The sequence below is a fragment of the Bradyrhizobium erythrophlei genome (assembly GCF_900142985.1).
Lineage (GTDB): Bacteria > Pseudomonadota > Alphaproteobacteria > Rhizobiales > Xanthobacteraceae > Bradyrhizobium > Bradyrhizobium erythrophlei_B.
Genome location: NZ_LT670849.1, coordinates 3,503,424 through 3,521,510, shown reverse-complemented (window position 1 = coordinate 3,521,510; position 18,087 = coordinate 3,503,424). Strand labels below are relative to the sequence as shown.

Genomic DNA, 18,087 nt, shown 5'->3' with positions numbered 1-18,087 from the left:
AGTTTCTAGTGGAGTTTTGGATTTGACATTCGCTTTTCGGACCCGCGGCTGGGGCGGGTAGCGAATGTCAAATCCACTCCACTAGCTTGCGCCGTATCGGCACAGGCCTTCTGGAATTCAGGCCCACTCGCCCTTCCGAAATACCGGCACGCGCCGGCCGTCGGCATAAAGACCGTCGATATCGATCTGATCGGAGCCGATCATCCAGTCGATGTGGATCAGGCTGGAATTGCCGCCCTGCGCCGCAATCTGCTCCGGCGTCAGATTGGTGCCGTTAAGGAAGCATTTCGAATAGCACTGGCCAAGCGCGATGTGGCAGGCCGCATTTTCGTCGAACAGGGTGTTGAAGAACAACAGACCACTCTTCGAAATCGGTGACGAATGCGGCACCAGCGCCACTTCGCCGAGCCGGCGCGCTCCTTCGTCGGTATCGAGCACCTTGTTGAGGACTTCCTCGCCACGCGTCGCCTTCGCCTCGACAATACGCCCTTCCTCGAAACGCACCGCGATGCCTTCGATCAGCGAGCCCTGGTACGACAGCGGCTTGGTGCTGACCACGTGTCCGTCGACGCGCCGGGCATGCGGCGTGGTGAAGACTTCTTCGGTCGGAATGTTGGCGTTGCAGGTGATGCCATTCTTGGCGGTCGAACCGCCGCCCTGCCACTCATGTCCGTCGGCGAGCCCAACCGTGAGATCAGTGCCGGGACCGGAAAAATGCAAGGCACCAAATCTCTGATCGTTCAGCCAAGCTCTCCGGCTACGCAGCACTTCATTGTGTGCTTGCCAGTTTGCGACGGCGTCCTCCCTGTCGACCCGCGACGCCGCGAAGATGGCATCGGCAAGCTTACCGACCGCCGTGTCTTCGTCATCTTGCGGGAACACAAGCTTCGCCCATGCTGGCGATGGATAAGCGATGATGTTCCAGTTGACGTCGAAATTGACGATCCGCTCCAGCGCCGGCTTGTAGGCAATGGAGGTCGCCTTGCTGGCCCGCGCCACCTTCGACGGATCTTCGCTCGACAAGAGCATCGGATTATCGGCAACGATGGCGAGCCGCGCCGTGTTGGCAGCGAATGCCTTCGACATTCCCTCATAGAGCCAATTTGCGGCGCGATCGAAACTCTCATCCTGTCCATACCGATAACGCAGCAAGGTGATCGCTTCGTCCGACAGGATCGGCGTCACCAGGCCGGCGCCGGCCTTGTAGGCGTGCTCAGCCACTTTACGGACCAGCGGCAATGCGACCGTCGGCGCCGTCACCAGAAGATCCTGCCCTCTTTCAAGTCGAAGCCCGACCTTGATCGCGACTTCCGCCAGCCGGTCGAGCTTGACGGGATCGATCGGTGTCGCGGGGCCAGATTGTGACGCATTCATGGTGGGATCGCCTATCGTTTCTGCTGGTTCATTATATATCAGGTTTCACGGACGTGCAGGAATACAATGCAGCAGCCGTGCCAACATCAGGCAGATACGATATTCATCAACACACGAAGGTCGAGTGACGATCAGTTGAACGAGGCCGAGATCAGCGCGAAATTTCCTCCAGGCGTAAATTTCGGGTTTCGATCATGCGGGTTGCGGCAATCAGTCCCACAATGGCCACGGCCGCGAACATCAGAAAAACCGAATCGATGCCGCCACCTTTGCCCAACATCAAGCCGATCAAGGCCGGTCCGATCGCCGAGGCGATCCGAAGCCAGGACGTCGCGACCCCGGTTCCCACCGCGCGCATCCGGGTTGGGTATATTTCCGGCGTGTAGAGATAGACGACCGCGGCGATCGATCCGATCAGCCCATAGCTGATCGTGCCGAGCACGATGAGCCACGAGACATCTTTCGCGCCGCCGAATCCCAGAATGCCGAGCGTCACCGCGCCCATGCCAAAGGCGCCCATCATCCAGAACTTGCGGCCGGTACGGTCGATCACAAGCGCGCAGATCAACACCAGCACCACCTGCGCGACGTTGGTCAGCGAAGCCGCGCGGAGTGCCTGGGTCAACTCAAGATGATAGAGCGTGGTGTAAAGCGTCGGCATCCAGTTGTTGAGACCGTTGGCGACGAGATAGGCCGAGGCCCACAACACCCAGGCGATCAGCGTGCGGCCGCGGTAGGCAGGCGAAAGCAACTCGCCCCATCTGCCGCGCGACCGCTGTGGCACCTCGACCTGCTGAGGCAGGGTCTCTGTGCTTGGCGCGGCGAGCGCAGCGCCGGACTTATCCGAGGCCGCCGCCTCCAACCGCCGCACGACTGCGTCGGCTGCGGCGAGCCGGCCCTTGCCGATCAGCCAGCGCGGCGATTCCGGCAACCGCAACAGTAACAGCGCGATGATGAGGCCAGGAATCCCCCCGATCAAGAACATGATCTGCCATCCCATGAGCGGCACAAGTATCGCACCGACCTGGCCGGTGACCATCAGTCCGATCGGAAAGATCATTTCATACAGCATGAAGAAACGGCCGCGGCCGTGCGCCTTGGAAAGCTCGCTGATGTAAGTCGCAGCCACCGGCATTTCGCCGCCGACACCGATCCCCTGGATAAACCGAAACGCAAGCAGGACGTTGAAACTCCAGGCTGTGGCGCAGGCCAGACTCATGACGGCGTAAATCGCAGTCGCCGCCGCCGCGCAGGGAATGCGGCCATAACGCTCGGCACCCCAGCTGAACGCCAGCGCGCCAATGATCTGGCCGACATAGCTCGCGCCGATCAGGATGCCGATCTCCGGCGGCGTGATGTGCCAGAGCGGCACCAGAATCGGGAGCACGAAGGCGATCGACAGCGCGTTGAAAGCGTCGAAAAACGTAGCACTTCCCATCACGATCCGCGCCGTGACGAACCAACGCGAGGTCGGCACCTGCTCCATCCGCGCGATCAGGCCGGCGGAAGCCTGTTCGGCATCGAAATCTGACGGGGACGGGGAAACGCCGGAAGCCTCGGACCGCGACGTGGCGCTGACAACTGACAAGGCTTCCTCCGCTCTTCCGCTTTTTCAGGCCGCCTCAGGCGACAACGTTGTTGAGAGACCGATCAGACATTGTCGACGCGCGCAACCAGCTCCAGGATTTTTTCGGCAATCACCACCGGGCATTCGATCGGGGTCAGATGGCGAACTTTCGGCAGCACCGACAGCGTCGAGCTCGGCACCGCCTGATGAATCTGCTCCGACATCGCAACGGGCGTGGCGTAATCCTCTTCGCCGACGACCACGCTCAGTGGCACGCGCAGGTTCGCCTGATAATGGCGCAGATCGGCGTCGCCGAGCATCTCGCAGGTCGCGCGATAACAATCGACGTCGTTAGCAAGAAACACGTCGATGTGCTTCTGGACCACATCCGCGTGCGTCTCTCGGAAAGCCTCGCTGACCCAGCGCGTCGACTGGAACGCCGACAGCGCTGCAAGTCCCTTGGTGACGGCGGTCGCGGCGCGTTCGCGCCAATCCTTCGGTGCAGTCGGGCCATACCAGGCCGTGCTGTCCATCACGATAAGGCCCCGCACGCGATCGGGATAAACACCGGCGAAGGCTTGCGCGATGCATCCGCCCATCGAGCAGCCGGCGACGATGGCGCGCGGCCATTTCACGTCGTCGAGCAAACTTGCCAGATCGCCGGCAAAGAGTTCGGCCGTGTAGGTCATCCTGACCTTGGCGGACTTGCCGTGGCCGCGGCAATCATAAATCAGTACATCCGCATGCGGGGTCAGCAAAGGCACTACGCCGTCCCAGAAGCTGCGATCGAGCGCCAGCGAATGGATCAGGGCGATGCGCGGGCGCGCTTTCGAACCGGCCGCAGTGTGCAGCGTATAGGCGATCGAAGCGCCATCCGCCGCCGATATCGTTCCCGATGACGACGTCACGGCACGGCTCATGCGGCCGCCGGTTTCGGCGTGGAGCCGGGCGTCGGGGCCGGCGCGTCCAGCGAGACGTTCCAGGCATCATAGCCGTAGAGCCAGCTTGGATCGTCGTTGCCGCCGCTCATCCAGGTGTTGGCGCTCGAAATCTCCTGGATCTTGGACGTGCGCGGCTTGCGGTGCGCCTCGAAGCGCTTGAAAGCGGCTTCGACACCGGAGACGTCCACGCCCTTCAGGCAACGGGCCAGCACAGCGGCATCCTCGATCGACGTCGCCGCGCCTTGCGCCATATAGGGTGTCATCGGATGGCAGGCATCGCCGATCAGAACCACCCTGCCCTGGCTCCAGGTCGGCAGCGGGTCGCGCTCAAGGATCGCCCATTTGTGGCAATCCGGGCAGGCATCGAGCACCATCCGCACCTCGGCATGAAAGCCCGCATAGGCCTGGCGCAGCTCGTGCACGTCGCCTTTCGCCGACCACGATTCCTTTGTCATCCAGTCGGCCGGCTCCGGCACGCTGGTGACGAAATAGAGCTGGCTGCGGTCCTTGGTGGTGTAATAGATCACGATATGGCGGTCCTCGCCCCACCACTTGACGCGCGAACGCGAGATTTCCCGCGGCAAGCGACTCGAGTCGAACACCGCGCGATAGGCGATGCGCCCGCGGTGAATCGGCCGGTCGGGACCGATGATGATGTCGCGCACGACCGAGTGGACGCCGTCGGCGCCAATCACGGCGTCGGCCGCAGCCGTCGTGCCATCGGCAAAGAACAGCGTGACCGGGCCGCCGTTCTGCTCGAGCCGGACCAGTTTCTTGTTCAGATGAATGATTTCGGGCGGAACGACCGAGGTCAGCGCCTCGTGCAGGTCAGCACGATGCATGCAAAGGAACGGCGCGCCGTACAGATCCTCCGGCATCGGCAATTCGCGCTTGAGCTCGCCCGTATCGCCGACGCGGTTGAGATGGGAGTACGGCGCAAACGCGCGCTGGCGCAACCTGTCCTCGACGCCGATGCCGCGCAGGACCTTCATCGAATTCGGCAACATCTGGATGCCGGCGCCGATCCGGCCGAATTGATGCGCCTGCTCGAAGACCTCGACATCGAGGCCCGCCTGACGAAGCGTTCCGGCCGCGGCCATGCCACCCATCCCGGCGCCAATGATTGCAATTTTGGGGGAAACCATGCCCTAGCCGCTCCTTGAATATTGAAGGTCCCTTAAGCCTTCGCGGTCTTGGGCGCTGAGCTCTTTGACGCAGCGCCGTTATGCTTCCTCCATATCGCGCCTCGCCTTCCGGATCAATCTGATCGCGGCATGACAGCCACCACAAACGAAGCAACCGCCCGGATGGCGGTTGCGCAATTCAAAGTCAGCATCGGATCGCCGTGAGGCGTGGTCGCCCTATTTCGACGCAACGGTCGCAATGCGCGGCCACTCGTCCATCTGAACGCGGGCGACGAGCTTGTAGCCGCCGTCAGCAGGACGGAAGATCGAGGTTTCGCCCTCCTTGACGTCGAACCAGTCCTTGCCGAGCGCGGCAACGATGTTCGGCTGATGGGTAATGAGGATCGTGTTGGTGTGATCGGTCGGCGCCACCGCGATCATCTTGCGAAACGCCTCCGCGCGGCGGTTGTTCTCATTCGGCGTGACAATCAATCCGCCCTCGGTCAGGTCGGCTGTCTTCTCGATATCCTTGAAGCCGGCAATGACCGCCGTCTCATAGGCGCGGTTGTATTTGCTGGTGTAGACCTTGCCGACGGGAACGCCAGCCTGGCGCAGCGCGTCGCCAAACGCCTTCGCCAGCGCCTTGCCCTTGTCGTTCAGATTGCGCTGCGCGGCGATGTTGTCGAAGTTGAGCGGGTCGGTGTCAGCCTTGTCGGGAAACGTTGCGCCATGGCGCACGACAAGAACGAGACCGCCGGCACGCAAGGCTTGCGCAATGTCCTTGTCGTCAGCGCGCGCGGCCGGGGCGGTCATGGCAAACGTGGTAAAGAGACCAACCGAGGCCACAAGTGCGGTAATCGATTTTGAAATGGTAAACATCATCTAAGTTCCTTCTGAGCTTGAACCCATCCGTCTCAAAGACTTCCGACGCGTCGATTTTATTCCGCGTCGTTTTTTGCAAGCACCGGCGCCAGCTTCGCGCGCGCCGACATCCGCGGCAACATCCGTTGCAGAACGCCGTCGCGCAGTACCAGCCGATGGAAAAGCGCGGCGCCTGCATGGAGCCCGATCAGCGCAAGCAGAGCTTTCGCGCCGAACTCGTGGCTCTCCGCCAGGAAGTGGCGGATGGAATCATTCTCCTCGAACAGTGCCGGCACCTGCCAGAAGAACAAATCGAAGGGCTGACCCCGGAACAAAACCCGGCCTAGTCCAGTGATCGGCTGCACCAGCAGCAGGACGTAAAGGCTGTATTCATTAACCTTGGCAATGGTCTGCTGAAGTTTCGGCATGCTCGGTGGAAATGGCGGCAGGTAGGCGAAATTGTGTCGCCAGATGAGGCGCGCCACACCCGCGACCCAAACCAGCACACCGGAATTCAGATGTGCCGCCAGAAGGCTTGCGGCGATCGAGCTGTGGTGATCGACGCTCTCGCGCATCCACGCGCTGGAGAATTGAATCACGATCAGGATCACGGTCAGCCAGTGCAGCATGATGCTGGTTCCATCGAACCGATCATCTGCCTGAGTCGCGACGGTAGATGTCTCCGCCGATTCTAAATTTTTGGTCATGTCGATCGCTCCGGTTGGTTACTCGGCCGTCATTTGACGCCGAGAGAAGACCGGAGCGGTCGCCGCTTTATTCCTGATGCATTTTACTTGACGGCGCGGCCGCTTGACGGACGCGGCAAGAAAACACCGATATCAACCCGCGATCACAACATGATGATGTCGTTGCGGCGTCGCTCGGCCGCCTTGGCGACGGCCTCTGTCCGGGTGCGCGCACCGAGTTTGCGAAACAGCGATTCAACGTGGAATTTCACCGTGTGCAGCGAGATGTCGAGGCGGCGTGCAATGGCCTTGTTGGTCAACCCCTCGGCCAGTGCCGCAAGCACCTCGAGCTCGCGCGGCGTGAGCAAGGCCTGATGACCCTCGCTCTCCCGCATGGCGCCGAAACCATTGTCACGCGGCGGCGGCGTGCGCACGACGAGGCCTGCGGCGACCGCGCGGATCGCCGCATCGATCTGGCGTGCATCGGCGTCGCGCGGCAAGGCGCCACGCAGGCGATCATCGGCGATGCCGAGCCCGATGACGCTACGAGCCTCCTCGGGTGGACGGCTGCCGTCGGCGAGCACGATGTCGGCCTCGTCCGTGAGATCGACGACCATGTGGCCGGCTTCCGCAACCGTCCTGCACAGCGCGGTGCGGCGAAGCGGGTCGTCCGCGTGAACGGCGACCCGCAGCCGTTGAGCCAAATCGATATTGCCTGCCACTTCGCTCACGCAGCCCGCCGTTCTGCAATGGTGGTCTGGATCGTGACGATCGCCCCGCCGCGGATCACGCGAACATCGGCTTTGCGTCCGATGCTGTCGCCCCCGAAGTAACGGGCGATCTTCCGGAAGCGATTAGCCGAAATACCGTCGACGCTGAGGATAATGTCGCCGGCCACGATCCCCGCCTGCGCCGCCGGACCGTCTTCCACGACCGACATCACCATCATGCCGCTCGATTGGTCGGCGCTCTCCCTCAGAGCGTCCGGCACCGCAACCGCGTGCAGCGCGACACCAAGCCAGCCGCGCGAAACGTGACCGTCCTTGACGAGTTGCGGCACGACGCGGGCGAGTGTCGCGTGCGGAATGACGATGACCTGGCCACGCGGCCCGAAGGTCGACATGCCGAGCAAGCCGCCCGCGGCATCGAACACCGGCCCTCCCTCCTCACGCGAAGCAAGTTGAATATCCAGCACGATGCGCCGATCGATCAGGCCGCCACGGCGGGAATGCCATTCGCCCGAGACGAGGTTGACCATCCCCAGGCGCGCACTCGCGCCACCGGCACCATCGGCACCGACCGTCAATGTGAGCGTGCCGACTTGCGCCTGAGCTGCGGTGTAGACCGGTGCGGCAATCGCCTCGTCCGTTTTCAGAACCGCGATATTAGTGCTGGCGTCGCGCCCCACGAGTTTGGCTGCAACCGTTGCGCCGCCGGGCGCCACCAGTTCAAATTCCTCGCCGCGCGGCAACGCCTGCTCGGAAACGACGACAACGCCTGATTGCCACACCAGTCCGGTGAGATGCCTGCCCTCACCAAAACGGGTCGCGACGACCGCATTCTTCGCGGCCTCCGTGCGCGCGGATATCGCGCTCGACAACTGGCTGAGGACGTCTGACGAAAAGGACTCTGACGAAGAAGGCTCTAACGAAGAAGACATGGGCTGCTCCTATCCCTGAAGATAGGAAGGAATCTGCGGATTGCAGGCCCCTGAGACTATCGGCCGGACGGCCGGGATGGTCCCGGCCGGATGACCGGGCGGCCGCAGATGCTGCGGCCGCCGCAGTTCTGATCAGTCTAGCCGCCGCCGTTGGTCCGAGGCGTTGCTTTCGGCGCTTCGTCCTTCAGCCGCGCCAGCGCATCGGGCATCATCTGGCCGAACATCGAGCTCAGCATCGCCGTTGGAATAAGACCGGCACCGCTATTATTCTCCTGACCCTGTCCGCCGGACATCAGGAATTGCGGCACCAGCGGCTGGTTGATCTTGGTCAGTGCGTCGGCGAACCGCGAGAAGTTCTGCTCGGCAAGCCGGAACTCCGGCCCACCATAAGCATCGACCGCCAACTTCGTCGCTTGCGCGTTCGCCGCACCCACCGCCAAGACACGATCGGCCTCACCCTGGCCTTCAAGCCGCGACTGCTCGCCGACGGCGGCCGCCGTTACTTTCCGGGTTTCGGCGTCCTTGGTGGCGCGGGCCAGCGCGGCCGCGCCTTCGTTTTCGTTGACCTTGACCTGAATGAGCGATTGCGTCAGCGCCGACTGCGCCGCAGCCGTTGCTTTCGCCTCATTCAACGTGCGCTCCTGCACGGCGGCACGTTCCTGCTCCTGGTAGGTCTCGATCTGCTCGCGCGCGACCTGGCGCGAGCGCAGCTGAATCAGGATATTCTCGATCGTATGATCGCCGGCCGGCGCACGAGGTGTGCCGATCAGGACTTCCTGGAGATCCAGCGAATAGCCTTCGAACTTCGCTTTCATTTCAGCGGCCGATTCTTGCTGGATCGCCGCGCGGTTTTGCAGCAATTCGATCAACGTCATCTTCTGCGCGATGTTCTTGAAGAACGCGCTGACCATCGGATCGAGCGTCTGTTCGACGAGCTTCTTCACATCGCCGAAACGCTGAATGATCATCGGCGCCTTCTTGTAGTCGATGTGCATCACCACCGAGAGCGGCAATGTCGGCTCAAACGCATCCTTGGTGATCAGCGAAATCTCCGACAGATTCTCATCTAGCTTCATCGCGCCGACTTCACCGCGCACCCATTTCAGGATGAAGTTGACGGTCGGAATGACCTCGATCTTGCCGGCATAGGTGTTGAAGGCGTATTTGCCGGGCAACAGCGGGTCTTTCCAGACGCCGCGGCTGCCGTTGAGCACCAGTTCGCCGTGGCGATATTGCTCGCCGGAGACGTCGTCGGTCCGCGGGCCAGTGTAGAAAATGACCACGCCGACATTACCGACCGGAATGACCGTCTTCGGCACCGACTCGACGGTGGCAAACAACCGGTTGATGTACCAGGTGCCTTCGACGATGACCTGCAACTGGCGGCCGCGATAGCCGCCCGCCTTCAGGAAATGTTCCGGCTCCTGGAAGTTGTTGTGGAAGGTCGCCTCGTCGCGCAGATCGATCCCGACTTCGGGCGCGATGATCTCACCGGGTGGCAACGACGGACCATCGTGGACCGTCACGACACCGACGAGATCCTGATTTGCGGCCAGGATCACCGGCGTGAACCCCCAACGTTCGCTGATGGTCAACTGCATGCCGTCGAGGACGGCGCGTTCCTGGCCGCTCAACGCATGCCCGTAGACGCGCTCATCGGTGATGATCGCGAATTGCGTGGTGTTGATCGCATAAGTGCCTTCGCGCAGCACTTTCCGCTGCGGGCCTTTCTGGCCGCCCGCCAGCAGGAATTTGCGCGTGTCCTGAAAGTCCGATTTGTCTTCGGTGTCGTTGGCGCCTAACACCTGCGAAGCGCCGAGCGGCGCACCGTCGCGCGCAAACACATAGGCGATCTTGCCCTGCCCGACCGTGACCAGATCGGATTTGTGGATCCGGTACATGAACGGGAAGAACACGTGCAGGCCGCCGCGCAGCACTTCAGGCTCGTAACCGGCCTCGCCATTCAAGGCGATAAAGCCGTCTTTGATCGACCCTTTGGTCGACCACAGCTTTTCGACGATACCGACCTGGTTGTTCGATATGTAACGAAAGATGTTGGCGAGACGCAGCAGGATGAGAAAGGCGACGACTGCGCCAGCCCAAACAGCGATGTTGGTTAAACCAGCACTCAGATGATTGACGTCCATTTGACATCTCCATGCCTGCAAATCGTCACAGCTTAAAATTGCAGGGGCGCAGAATCTGGCCTTGCGCTAGCGCTTCCACAAGAAGCGTGCAGCACAGTGCTCGCGACAATCTTTAGTCGTAGCGATTGTGACAGAGGCATTAACTCGTTGGACTCATTGAAAGCGATGACAGTTTCACGACCGCCGTTAACTTCTGAGTTGCAACTGACTTGCATCATCATCGGCAAAGTGCGGCGCGGCAGAAAACCCTCCATGCCGATTGGTCGGCAGGAAAACGGCACGGGTTCACGCGCGCCTCGCGAATGTGATCGCCGCGATGTCGTCTCGATCTCTCTAGTCGATCCCTCTAGTGCAACGCGGCGCGTTCCCGCGGCGCCAATCGCGCCCGAGCTTTTGCAAGTTCACGTCCCTCGATGAAAGAGGGCGCAGGGAATGCCGGGCGATCGACTCACCCGCAGCTCCGCGTGCAAAAATAGAAAGCACGCAGATAAATCCACCACAGGTTCGCCGAAACAATCCGGCATTCCCTGCACGATGGTTTTACGGTTTCTTTCGTACTCTCCCCGGAGACCGGCTTTGTTGTCTCCGTCGCAGGCCACAATGCGTAGCATTGTCGCCAACTTGACATCAGCGTCGGGATATCAGGACCACACGACTTCACCGTCCGCGGCATCGTCACTCGTCAGTTGACGACCTGCGTCCATCGCATCCTGCACCCAACGTTCGTGACGATCGCAAAACACCCCTCTTATCGGGTGCAAGATGCGCGGGCTTCTAAAGGTGATTTGCCCGACGGCGCAAGCGACAATTTCGGGCCGCGTCCATAGATCGCTTCGCCGCCGAGTGTCCGGTTCGCCCCGACACCGACCGCCTTTGTGCAACCGCCGCAAATGTCACGATGGGCCAGAAGGCGACCTTGTGCTGATGGTGGGTTCAGCGCAAACGCACGCTCCGAAGTTTTGACGACCGTCGATGAGTGTTCGGCGAAACAAGCGCATAGCGCAGTCTAGCTTTCATGTGCCAGTCGCCGACGTGTTCCGTGCTGTCTTCGAGACGAACGACCGATCCTACGAACGAGTAGCCTCGTCCTTTAACGTTGGCGATATATCTGTTACCGCACTGACCATCCCTGAGCGCCTTGCGGATGGCGGCCACGTGGACCCGGAGGCTGCCCTCCTCCACGGTGACGTTCGACCAGACATGATTGATGAGCTCGTTCTTACCGATGACCTCGCCTGGACGTTCGGCGAGATAGACCAGAATATCGAACGCCCGACTGCCAAGGGGAAGCGTGACACCGTTGCACCATAGCACCCTCTTGCTACCCGAAAGCTCAAACGGACCAAATCTCAGCGTTCTATGCACCATGGCTAGAGCAACCCGGCATCGCAACTTCCATCGTCTACCGCGCATTTTAATGTCAAGTAATCGCGCCGTATGCACCGTGTCTGCCGTTGTTTAGACCGTTTTTGCTCAACCCTCTTGGCTGGGCTGACAGCTACGAACCGAACTCGCGGCGATACATCGCGGGGGTCAAACCCGTGGCCCGCCGGAACGCACGGGTAAAGCTCGATTGCGAGGAAAATCCGCACACGAAGGCCATTTCCGCTATCGATGTGCCCCCCGCCGCGATCTTTGTCTTTGCCCACTCCAGCCGCCTTTGGCTGACGTAGCGATGCGGAGGCATGCCTACTGCGGCAGAAAACGCGCGCGTGAAGTAAAAGATGCTGAGAGACGCGACGTTGGCGAGGTCGGCAACCGCGATATCGTCAGCAAGATGCTCCTCGACATAATCAAGAACACGCCTCAGGCGTCGCTCATCGAGCTGGTGACGTCGTTCAATCGGCAAGCGGACGGAACCAGCATCCCAATGCGCGTGTAGCAATCTTGCAGCAAGCAGCAGAGAGGCCGTTTCCGCGAACATGCGTCCAGCAGCCGTAGGGGTCATCATCTCTGATAGCACCGACAAGCCAATCTGATTGACGACTTCGTCCTGCTCGCCGCACACGTAGCGAACAGACCGAGCGAGCGCTGCAGGAAGACCGTAGTAATCGCCAAGTTGCGTAAAGACACTGGCGGTCAAGTGTAAGTTCAAGACTCGAATCGTTGTGGCAGTAGCGGTGTAGCCCTCATCATACTTGCCGCCCATTGGTCTGACCCAGACGTTGCCCGGTATGTGCTCCGACAATCGCCAGCTTCCACCGATTCTGCAGACGGAGGTGCCTTCCGATCCATCAAGCAAGATTGCGATTTTGGTCTCCGGGTCAGCGGGGTGCGTCCCTCCTCCGCGACCATAGGAACGGACCTCGGCGAAAAGATTCGACCAACCCAACTCAGACGACGACTGCAGCACGTCGTATCGCCGATCTTGCGCTTTTTGCACGCTGTTCCTCCGCGACCAGACGACCATCGTAATTTTCGCAGTCTAAAGGAGATCCCGACATCGATTAAACCGGCTTCGTCTTCAGCCTGCTTTTCAGATAAATCCGGGTCATCTCGCGCAACTCCTCAATAGCGCCCGGACGAACGCTTTGGTCGGTGGCGTCCGAGAAGGCGGCCATCGTCTTCATGTTGCCGAGGATCACGACGGCCATATCTTGCGCCTTGTTGGCGGTCAGTCCCGGGCTGCGCAGCGTCAATGTCCGGACGATATGCTTGTGAATGGATCTGCTGAATTCACCGCGCTTAACCGACAGAACTTCAGGAATTTCCAACAATCGTTTCATCGTCGGCCCGGCCCCCTTGTGGAGATCGACCATCAGATCCAGCAAAAAATCAGCGAGCGCAGAGATGGATAGCGATTGAATTCTGGAATCAAGTTCATCGAAGGCGTCGTGAACGCCCTCGTGGTAATGCGCGATCAACGCATTCGCCAGGACTTCCTTGTTGGGAAAGAAACGATAGAGCGAACCTATTTTGGTGCTCGATCTCGCCGCGATCTCGGCCATTGTCGCCGCCTCATAACCCTTCTCGGCGATGACGGCAGCACCTGCCTTCAATATGGCGGCGACACGCAGCTTCCCGTTGCGCCGTTGCGGCGTCCTCGCTTGTGGAACTTCACTGGGTCTTGACATAGTTGAGGGCATGCTCAATTATCTCGTTATGTGAGTGCAGACTCAATTAACGCAGCTGAAACACCGAACGTCAACCCAACAGGCGAAAAACCATGCTTGAACTCGATCCCAAGACGACCGCACTGGTCCTCATAGATTTCCAAAAAGGCATCATGAGGCACGGACTCAGTCCACTCTCGGCCGACCAGGTCACGAAAGTCGGCAGCGCGCTTGCGGACACGTTTCGCGAAGCAGGGGCGCCGGTCGTTCTCGTGAATGTTGGCTTCGCCAAGGATTTCAAAGACGCCTTGCGGCAGCCGGTCGATCAAGCGTTTGCCGCGCCGCCCGGCGGCTTTCCTGAAAATTTCAGCGAGTTGCTTGATGGTTTGGCAAAGCCTGGCGACATTCTCGTCACCAAGCGCCAATGGGGCGCCTTCCATGGAACAGAGCTGGATTTGCAGTTGCGCCGCCGCGGTATCCAGACAATCGTCCTTGGGGGCGTCGCGACGAATATCGGCGTCGAGTCGACGGCACGACAGGCATGGGAACACGGCTATGCCGTCGTTCTTGCCGAAGATGCGACGAGCGGCATGTCCGCCGAAATGCACTACTTTGCCATCGACAATATTTTTCCAAGGATCAGCAGGGTCGTCAAAAGTGCTGATCTCACGCTTCCTCAAGCCTGACAGTGCAGCCGTCCATGTCTTTATCCACACTGCCAGTGTTCGCTCGCTGGGGAGTTCTGATCGCTCTTTCGGTTCTGTTCGCTGCGTTGTTGACATGGGCCCGGTTGCCGGCAGCCCTTCTGCTCGGTTCAATATTAGCCGGCATCCTCGTCGAAAATGGCGGAGCCGGCATCCTTGTGCCGCAACTGCCTTTCGGCTTCGCCCTGGCGATCATCGGCTGCATGATCGCTCGCGTTCTTACGTCCACCATTCTTCATTCCTTTCTGCATCAGTGGCCGCTACTTCTAGGCATCAGCTTTTCGGTCATCGTTGCGAGTTGCTTGTTGGGCTGGCTCATCAGCAGGTTACGCATTTTGCCGGAAACAACGGCCATTTGGGGATTATTGCCTGGCGCAGCGCCAGCCATGATGGTGATGGCCGATGCCTACGGCGCTGACGCCCGGCTGGTTGCCTTCATGCAATATGTGCGTGTTCTCATGGTCGCTCTCGTAGCTTCCATCATTGCCCGTTTCTGGGTTCACGCACCAGCGGTCGCGGCCGCAGCGCCTGCGGTCTGGTTTGCGCCGATCCACGCACTGCCTTTTCTTGAAACACTGGTCCTCGTTCTTGGAGGTGTCATTCTGGGACCTGTTTCCCGCATTCCGGCAGGAATATTTTTGATACCCATGTTCCTCGGTGCGGTTCTACAATCCAACGGTGTTGTCGAAATCGAATTGCCACGCTGGCTGCTGGCGGTCAGCTATTTGCTTCTTGGCTGGACGATTGGCTTGCGGTTTACCCGGGAAATTCTTGTGTATGCCATCCGGGCTTTGCCGAAAATGATAGTATCAATTCTGATGTTAATCGCATTTTGCGGCGGCTTGGCCTTCGCTCTCGTCGAAGTTTTCGATATCGATCCTTTGACGGCCTATCTTGCCACCAGCCCGGGCGGGGCAGACTCGGTCGCCATTATTGCGGCATCCACCAATGTCGATGTCGGGTTTGTTATGGCGCAGCAGATCGCTCGTTTTATGCTCGTCCTTGTCATTGGTCCGGTTTTGTCCCGATACGTTGCGGATCGGCTATAATGGGATAGCACATGAAGTCCTTATCCGTGCGTAGCCGCGACGGTGATGTCCGTTCAGGGTCAAAAGCGGAAGCCTCCCGCTTCCCTCCCCTACGTCCGCTCTGCCGCCAGAAGCCGACCTGGCAATGAAAGGCTGATTGCCAATCCTGGCAACAGCCGCCCTTGCTGTACCACCACGACCATCGCATCCCACGCCCAACGTTCGTGACGATCGCGAAACGCACCTCTTATCGGGTGCAAGACGCGCGGGCTTCTAAAGGTGATTTGCCCGACGGCGCAAGCGGCAATTTCGGGCCGCGTCCATAGATCGCTTCACCGCCAAAAGATGGGGTTATCGGCCGGCCCAGCTTGTGGATAGCTGAAGATTTTGGGTGCTGCGCTTCAGGCTGATGGTGAAACGAGGTCCGTGGTAACGGCCTCAAGCATCAGAAGGAGAAGCGCAGCATGGACCATTTTGCTGGATTGGACGTATCGGTCAAGGAGACAAGTGTCTGCATTGTGGATGACACGGGCAGGATCGCGAAGGAATTAAGGGTAGCAAGCGAGCCAGACGCTCTGCTGCGGGTTCTGGGGAACCCGGCCTACCGTTTCAAGCGGATCGGATTGGAGGCTGGGCCGCTGTCGCAATGGCTTTTCGGTGCGCTTGCCGAAGCAGGCTTGCCTGTCATCTGTGTCGAGACGCGGCACATGCGGGCGGTTCTGAAGGCGCAGATCAACAAGACGGATCGCAACGATGCGCGCGGTATGGCCCAGATGATGCGGGCGGGGCTTTATCGCCCGGTGCATGTGAAGACGCTACGCAGTCAGAAACTGCGAGTGCTGCTGACCCATCGCAAACTGCTGCAGTCCAAGGCCATCGCCGTCGATAACGACCTGCGAGGGACTTTGCGCAACTTCGGCCTCAAGGTGGGCGTGGTAGGAACGGTGAAGTTCGAGGCGCGCATCAAGGAGCTTGTCGAAAGCTTCCCGGATCTTGCTGAGTTAGTCGAACCGCTGCTGATTGTCCGGCGGACGCTTCGTGAGCAGATCGGCATTCTTCATCGTCGCTTGCTGGCTATCGTTCGGAATGATGATGTGTGCCGGCGCCTGATGACCATCCCGGGTGTTGGTCCCGTTGTGGCGCTGACCTATCGCGCGACTGTCGACGTGCCCGCCCGCTTCCGAAACTCCAAGGCGGTCGGGGCGGTGTTTGGGCTCACGCCTTCCAGGTATCAATCTGGCGAGATTGACCGACCCGGCGCCATATCAAGGTGCGGCGACGAGATGATGCGGGCAATGCTCTACGAAGCGGCTCATATCATGCTGGTGCGTTTGGCGAAGTGGTCCTGGCTCAAGGCCTGGGCCATGAAGATCGCCAGGCACCGCGGGATGAAGAAGGCGATCGTGGCGCTGGCGCGCCGGTTGGCGGTGATCATGCACCGCATCTGGGTTGACGGTACCGAGTTCCGATGGAGCCGGGAAGTTACAGCGGCGTGAGGACTAGCAGGATTAAACGCGATAGGAGGACACTCGAGTTCCACCGAGCGGTGGAATGATGTCCCTCACGGGACGATGGATGAGGTGAGTTCGTATGTCCGCTTGGACCCACTGTCTGTAAGACGGCAAGGCCGCCCCAAAGATTGTTCCGCCTCGTCTTCGAATCCCATACTGGAAGGGCCTTGATGCCGATTCCGAAGAGAAGCACGAGCCCGTGGGCGACACCAACACCGCAAACATGGATAGTCTGAAAGTGCTTGACCCCTAACGGCCGATTAGAGAAGCGGACATCGCTCGAGCGGCCTGAGGCCAACACGTTGTCGGTCGCAGAATATCCGCATGACTGAGAAAGCGTTGAAGCCAAAGGCATGCCTAAGTAAACTAGCGCCAAGTTGAGGCGGTTCCGATTGACGCGGTGGCTTTGGTGCGGCGGTTGCAGCATTTCCTTCAGCAGGAATCCAACAACCGCCGCTTGGCCGGTGCATTGGCGATTGTGGGACATGCCGTCATTGCGCTGATTCTACTGCTCGGGTTCTTCGGGCAGACCGAGCCCGCTTTGGTTGCCGCGATCCCGGTTGAAATCGTGATGGAAGAGCCTGCGGCTGCTTCGCCGCCACCGGTTTCCGCGCCGAATGAAAAGAACGTTTTGCAGAACATTCCGGCTGTAGCCGACGCAGACAAGCGCGCCAAGGCGCCACGCACGGCGCGCGACGTCAATGGTGTCGATCAGCCGAAGCAGCCAGGACACGATGGCGGCGATCCCAGCGCGAATCCGGCCGGGCTCGCCACGCCGAGCGCTGCCGGCGATCTCGCTTCCGGCGCCGCTTCCCTCCCGTCCTGGGCGGTTCAACCGGTCGGCCCAGCGCAACAGCAGGCGATGGCGCGCGAGCCGGGCGAAGACGAATTGACGGCCATCAAGGAGCCGAAGCTTGAGTGCGGCGCCAAGGCGAAGTGGCTGTCACCACGGACGGGGACCCGGAAACAGGCGGTGGTGACCGGAATAGCAACTCCGGCTCAGGCGCTGGCCATGACCCGATCAAGCCAGGTCCTGGCAGACAGACGCGTGAGTCCGAATTATGCCACAGGCATGGCGGCCTTCGCCGAAACATGGGAAGGCAAGACCGGCGTGGTGCTTGGTACTGGGCTCACCGTGAATGTGGGCGATGTGATTGAATTCGACGAGGGCCACATCGATCCGTCGGACCCGTGCCAGTACATTCCGAACTTTGCCGTCAGCAAGCACTAAACATAGGAAAGCGTTGATTTCCACTCTTGTGCAGGCGTCGCGAAGTCAGCTGCGGGGTCGCTAACGGAAGTCACAGCCCGGTGGCGTCATGTCTGCTTCGCCCTCAGCGGCGGACATCGACGCAAACGCGCGTGGTGTCCGCTAGGGGCCAACAGCGGAAGTCAGCCGTCCACACATGGCCCTTAGCTGATGCAGTGCGT

At 60.3% G+C, this 18,087-nt stretch carries 16 protein-coding genes; 4 read left to right on the top strand and 12 right to left on the bottom strand.

Features of this window, described 5'->3' with window-relative positions; genetic code table 11:
• Window positions 1-117: 117 nt before the first annotated feature.
• The 12 genes from BUA38_RS16435 to BUA38_RS16380 all read right to left on the bottom strand — a co-directional run bounded on the left by BUA38_RS16435 (window position 118) and on the right by BUA38_RS16380 (window position 13,446).
• Window positions 118-1,374 (bottom strand): aminopeptidase, encoded by a 1,257-nt coding sequence (locus tag BUA38_RS16435; protein ID WP_072819248.1) that lies wholly within the window; start codon window positions 1,372-1,374, stop codon window positions 118-120.
• A gap of 151 nt (window positions 1,375-1,525) precedes the next feature.
• Complete coding sequence (locus tag BUA38_RS16430) at window positions 1,526-2,962, bottom strand: MFS transporter (RefSeq protein WP_072819246.1); 1,437 nt, start codon at window positions 2,960-2,962, stop codon at window positions 1,526-1,528.
• A 62-nt stretch (window positions 2,963-3,024) separates the two neighbouring features.
• On the bottom strand, window positions 3,025-3,861 hold the full coding sequence (locus BUA38_RS16425; protein WP_072819244.1) for an alpha/beta fold hydrolase: 837 nt from the start codon (window positions 3,859-3,861) through the stop codon (window positions 3,025-3,027).
• Window positions 3,858-5,027, bottom strand: a complete 1,170-nt coding sequence (locus tag BUA38_RS16420; RefSeq protein ID WP_072819242.1) for an FAD-dependent monooxygenase — start codon at window positions 5,025-5,027, stop codon at window positions 3,858-3,860. The genes BUA38_RS16425 and BUA38_RS16420 overlap by 4 nt, the downstream gene beginning before the upstream one ends.
• Before the next feature lie 216 nt (window positions 5,028-5,243).
• Window positions 5,244-5,885, bottom strand: coding sequence for a histidine phosphatase family protein (locus BUA38_RS16415; RefSeq protein ID WP_172806035.1), 642 nt, complete (start codon window positions 5,883-5,885; stop codon window positions 5,244-5,246).
• 59 nt (window positions 5,886-5,944) lie between these two features.
• Window positions 5,945-6,574: a cytochrome b gene (locus BUA38_RS16410; protein WP_072819231.1), complete on the bottom strand. Its 630-nt coding sequence runs from the start codon at window positions 6,572-6,574 to the stop codon at window positions 5,945-5,947.
• A gap of 143 nt (window positions 6,575-6,717) precedes the next feature.
• Window positions 6,718-7,284, bottom strand: coding sequence for a response regulator transcription factor (locus tag BUA38_RS16405; protein ID WP_072819228.1), 567 nt, complete (start codon window positions 7,282-7,284; stop codon window positions 6,718-6,720).
• Window positions 7,281-8,213 (bottom strand): S1C family serine protease, encoded by a 933-nt coding sequence (locus BUA38_RS16400; protein ID WP_072819227.1) that lies wholly within the window; start codon window positions 8,211-8,213, stop codon window positions 7,281-7,283. Before BUA38_RS16400 ends, BUA38_RS16405 begins: the two co-directional genes overlap by 4 nt.
• Window positions 8,214-8,350: 137 nt before the next feature.
• A complete protein-coding gene (locus BUA38_RS16395) occupies window positions 8,351-10,360 on the bottom strand; it encodes an SPFH domain-containing protein (protein ID WP_072819225.1) in 2,010 nt (669 codons plus the stop codon).
• 933 nt (window positions 10,361-11,293) lie between these two features.
• Entirely contained in the window at window positions 11,294-11,728 is a 435-nt protein-coding gene (locus BUA38_RS16390; protein WP_072819223.1) for a winged helix-turn-helix domain-containing protein, read from the bottom strand.
• Window positions 11,729-11,858: 130 nt separating this feature from the next.
• A complete protein-coding gene (locus tag BUA38_RS16385) occupies window positions 11,859-12,743 on the bottom strand; it encodes a helix-turn-helix domain-containing protein (RefSeq protein ID WP_172806034.1) in 885 nt (294 codons plus the stop codon).
• 64 nt (window positions 12,744-12,807) lie between these two features.
• The gene (locus BUA38_RS16380) at window positions 12,808-13,446 is read right to left on the bottom strand and encodes a TetR/AcrR family transcriptional regulator (RefSeq protein WP_156898968.1); all 639 of its coding nucleotides are present in this window, start codon (window positions 13,444-13,446) and stop codon (window positions 12,808-12,810) included.
• 80 nt (window positions 13,447-13,526) lie between these two features.
• Here BUA38_RS16380 and BUA38_RS16375 point away from each other — a divergent pair, with 80 nt between their 5' ends.
• The 4 genes from BUA38_RS16375 (at window position 13,527) to BUA38_RS16360 (ending at window position 17,887) form a co-directional block, all read left to right on the top strand.
• Window positions 13,527-14,099 (top strand): hydrolase, encoded by a 573-nt coding sequence (locus tag BUA38_RS16375; RefSeq protein ID WP_072819219.1) that lies wholly within the window; start codon window positions 13,527-13,529, stop codon window positions 14,097-14,099.
• A 14-nt stretch (window positions 14,100-14,113) separates the two neighbouring features.
• Window positions 14,114-15,166 (top strand): AbrB family transcriptional regulator, encoded by a 1,053-nt coding sequence (locus BUA38_RS16370; RefSeq protein ID WP_072819217.1) that lies wholly within the window; start codon window positions 14,114-14,116, stop codon window positions 15,164-15,166.
• Between the two features lie 443 nt (window positions 15,167-15,609).
• Window positions 15,610-16,641, top strand: coding sequence for an IS110 family transposase (locus BUA38_RS16365; protein WP_072819215.1), 1,032 nt, complete (start codon window positions 15,610-15,612; stop codon window positions 16,639-16,641).
• A gap of 424 nt (window positions 16,642-17,065) precedes the next feature.
• Complete coding sequence (locus BUA38_RS16360; protein WP_156898542.1) at window positions 17,066-17,887, top strand: hypothetical protein; 822 nt, start codon at window positions 17,066-17,068, stop codon at window positions 17,885-17,887.
• Window positions 17,888-18,087: the final 200 nt, after the last annotated feature.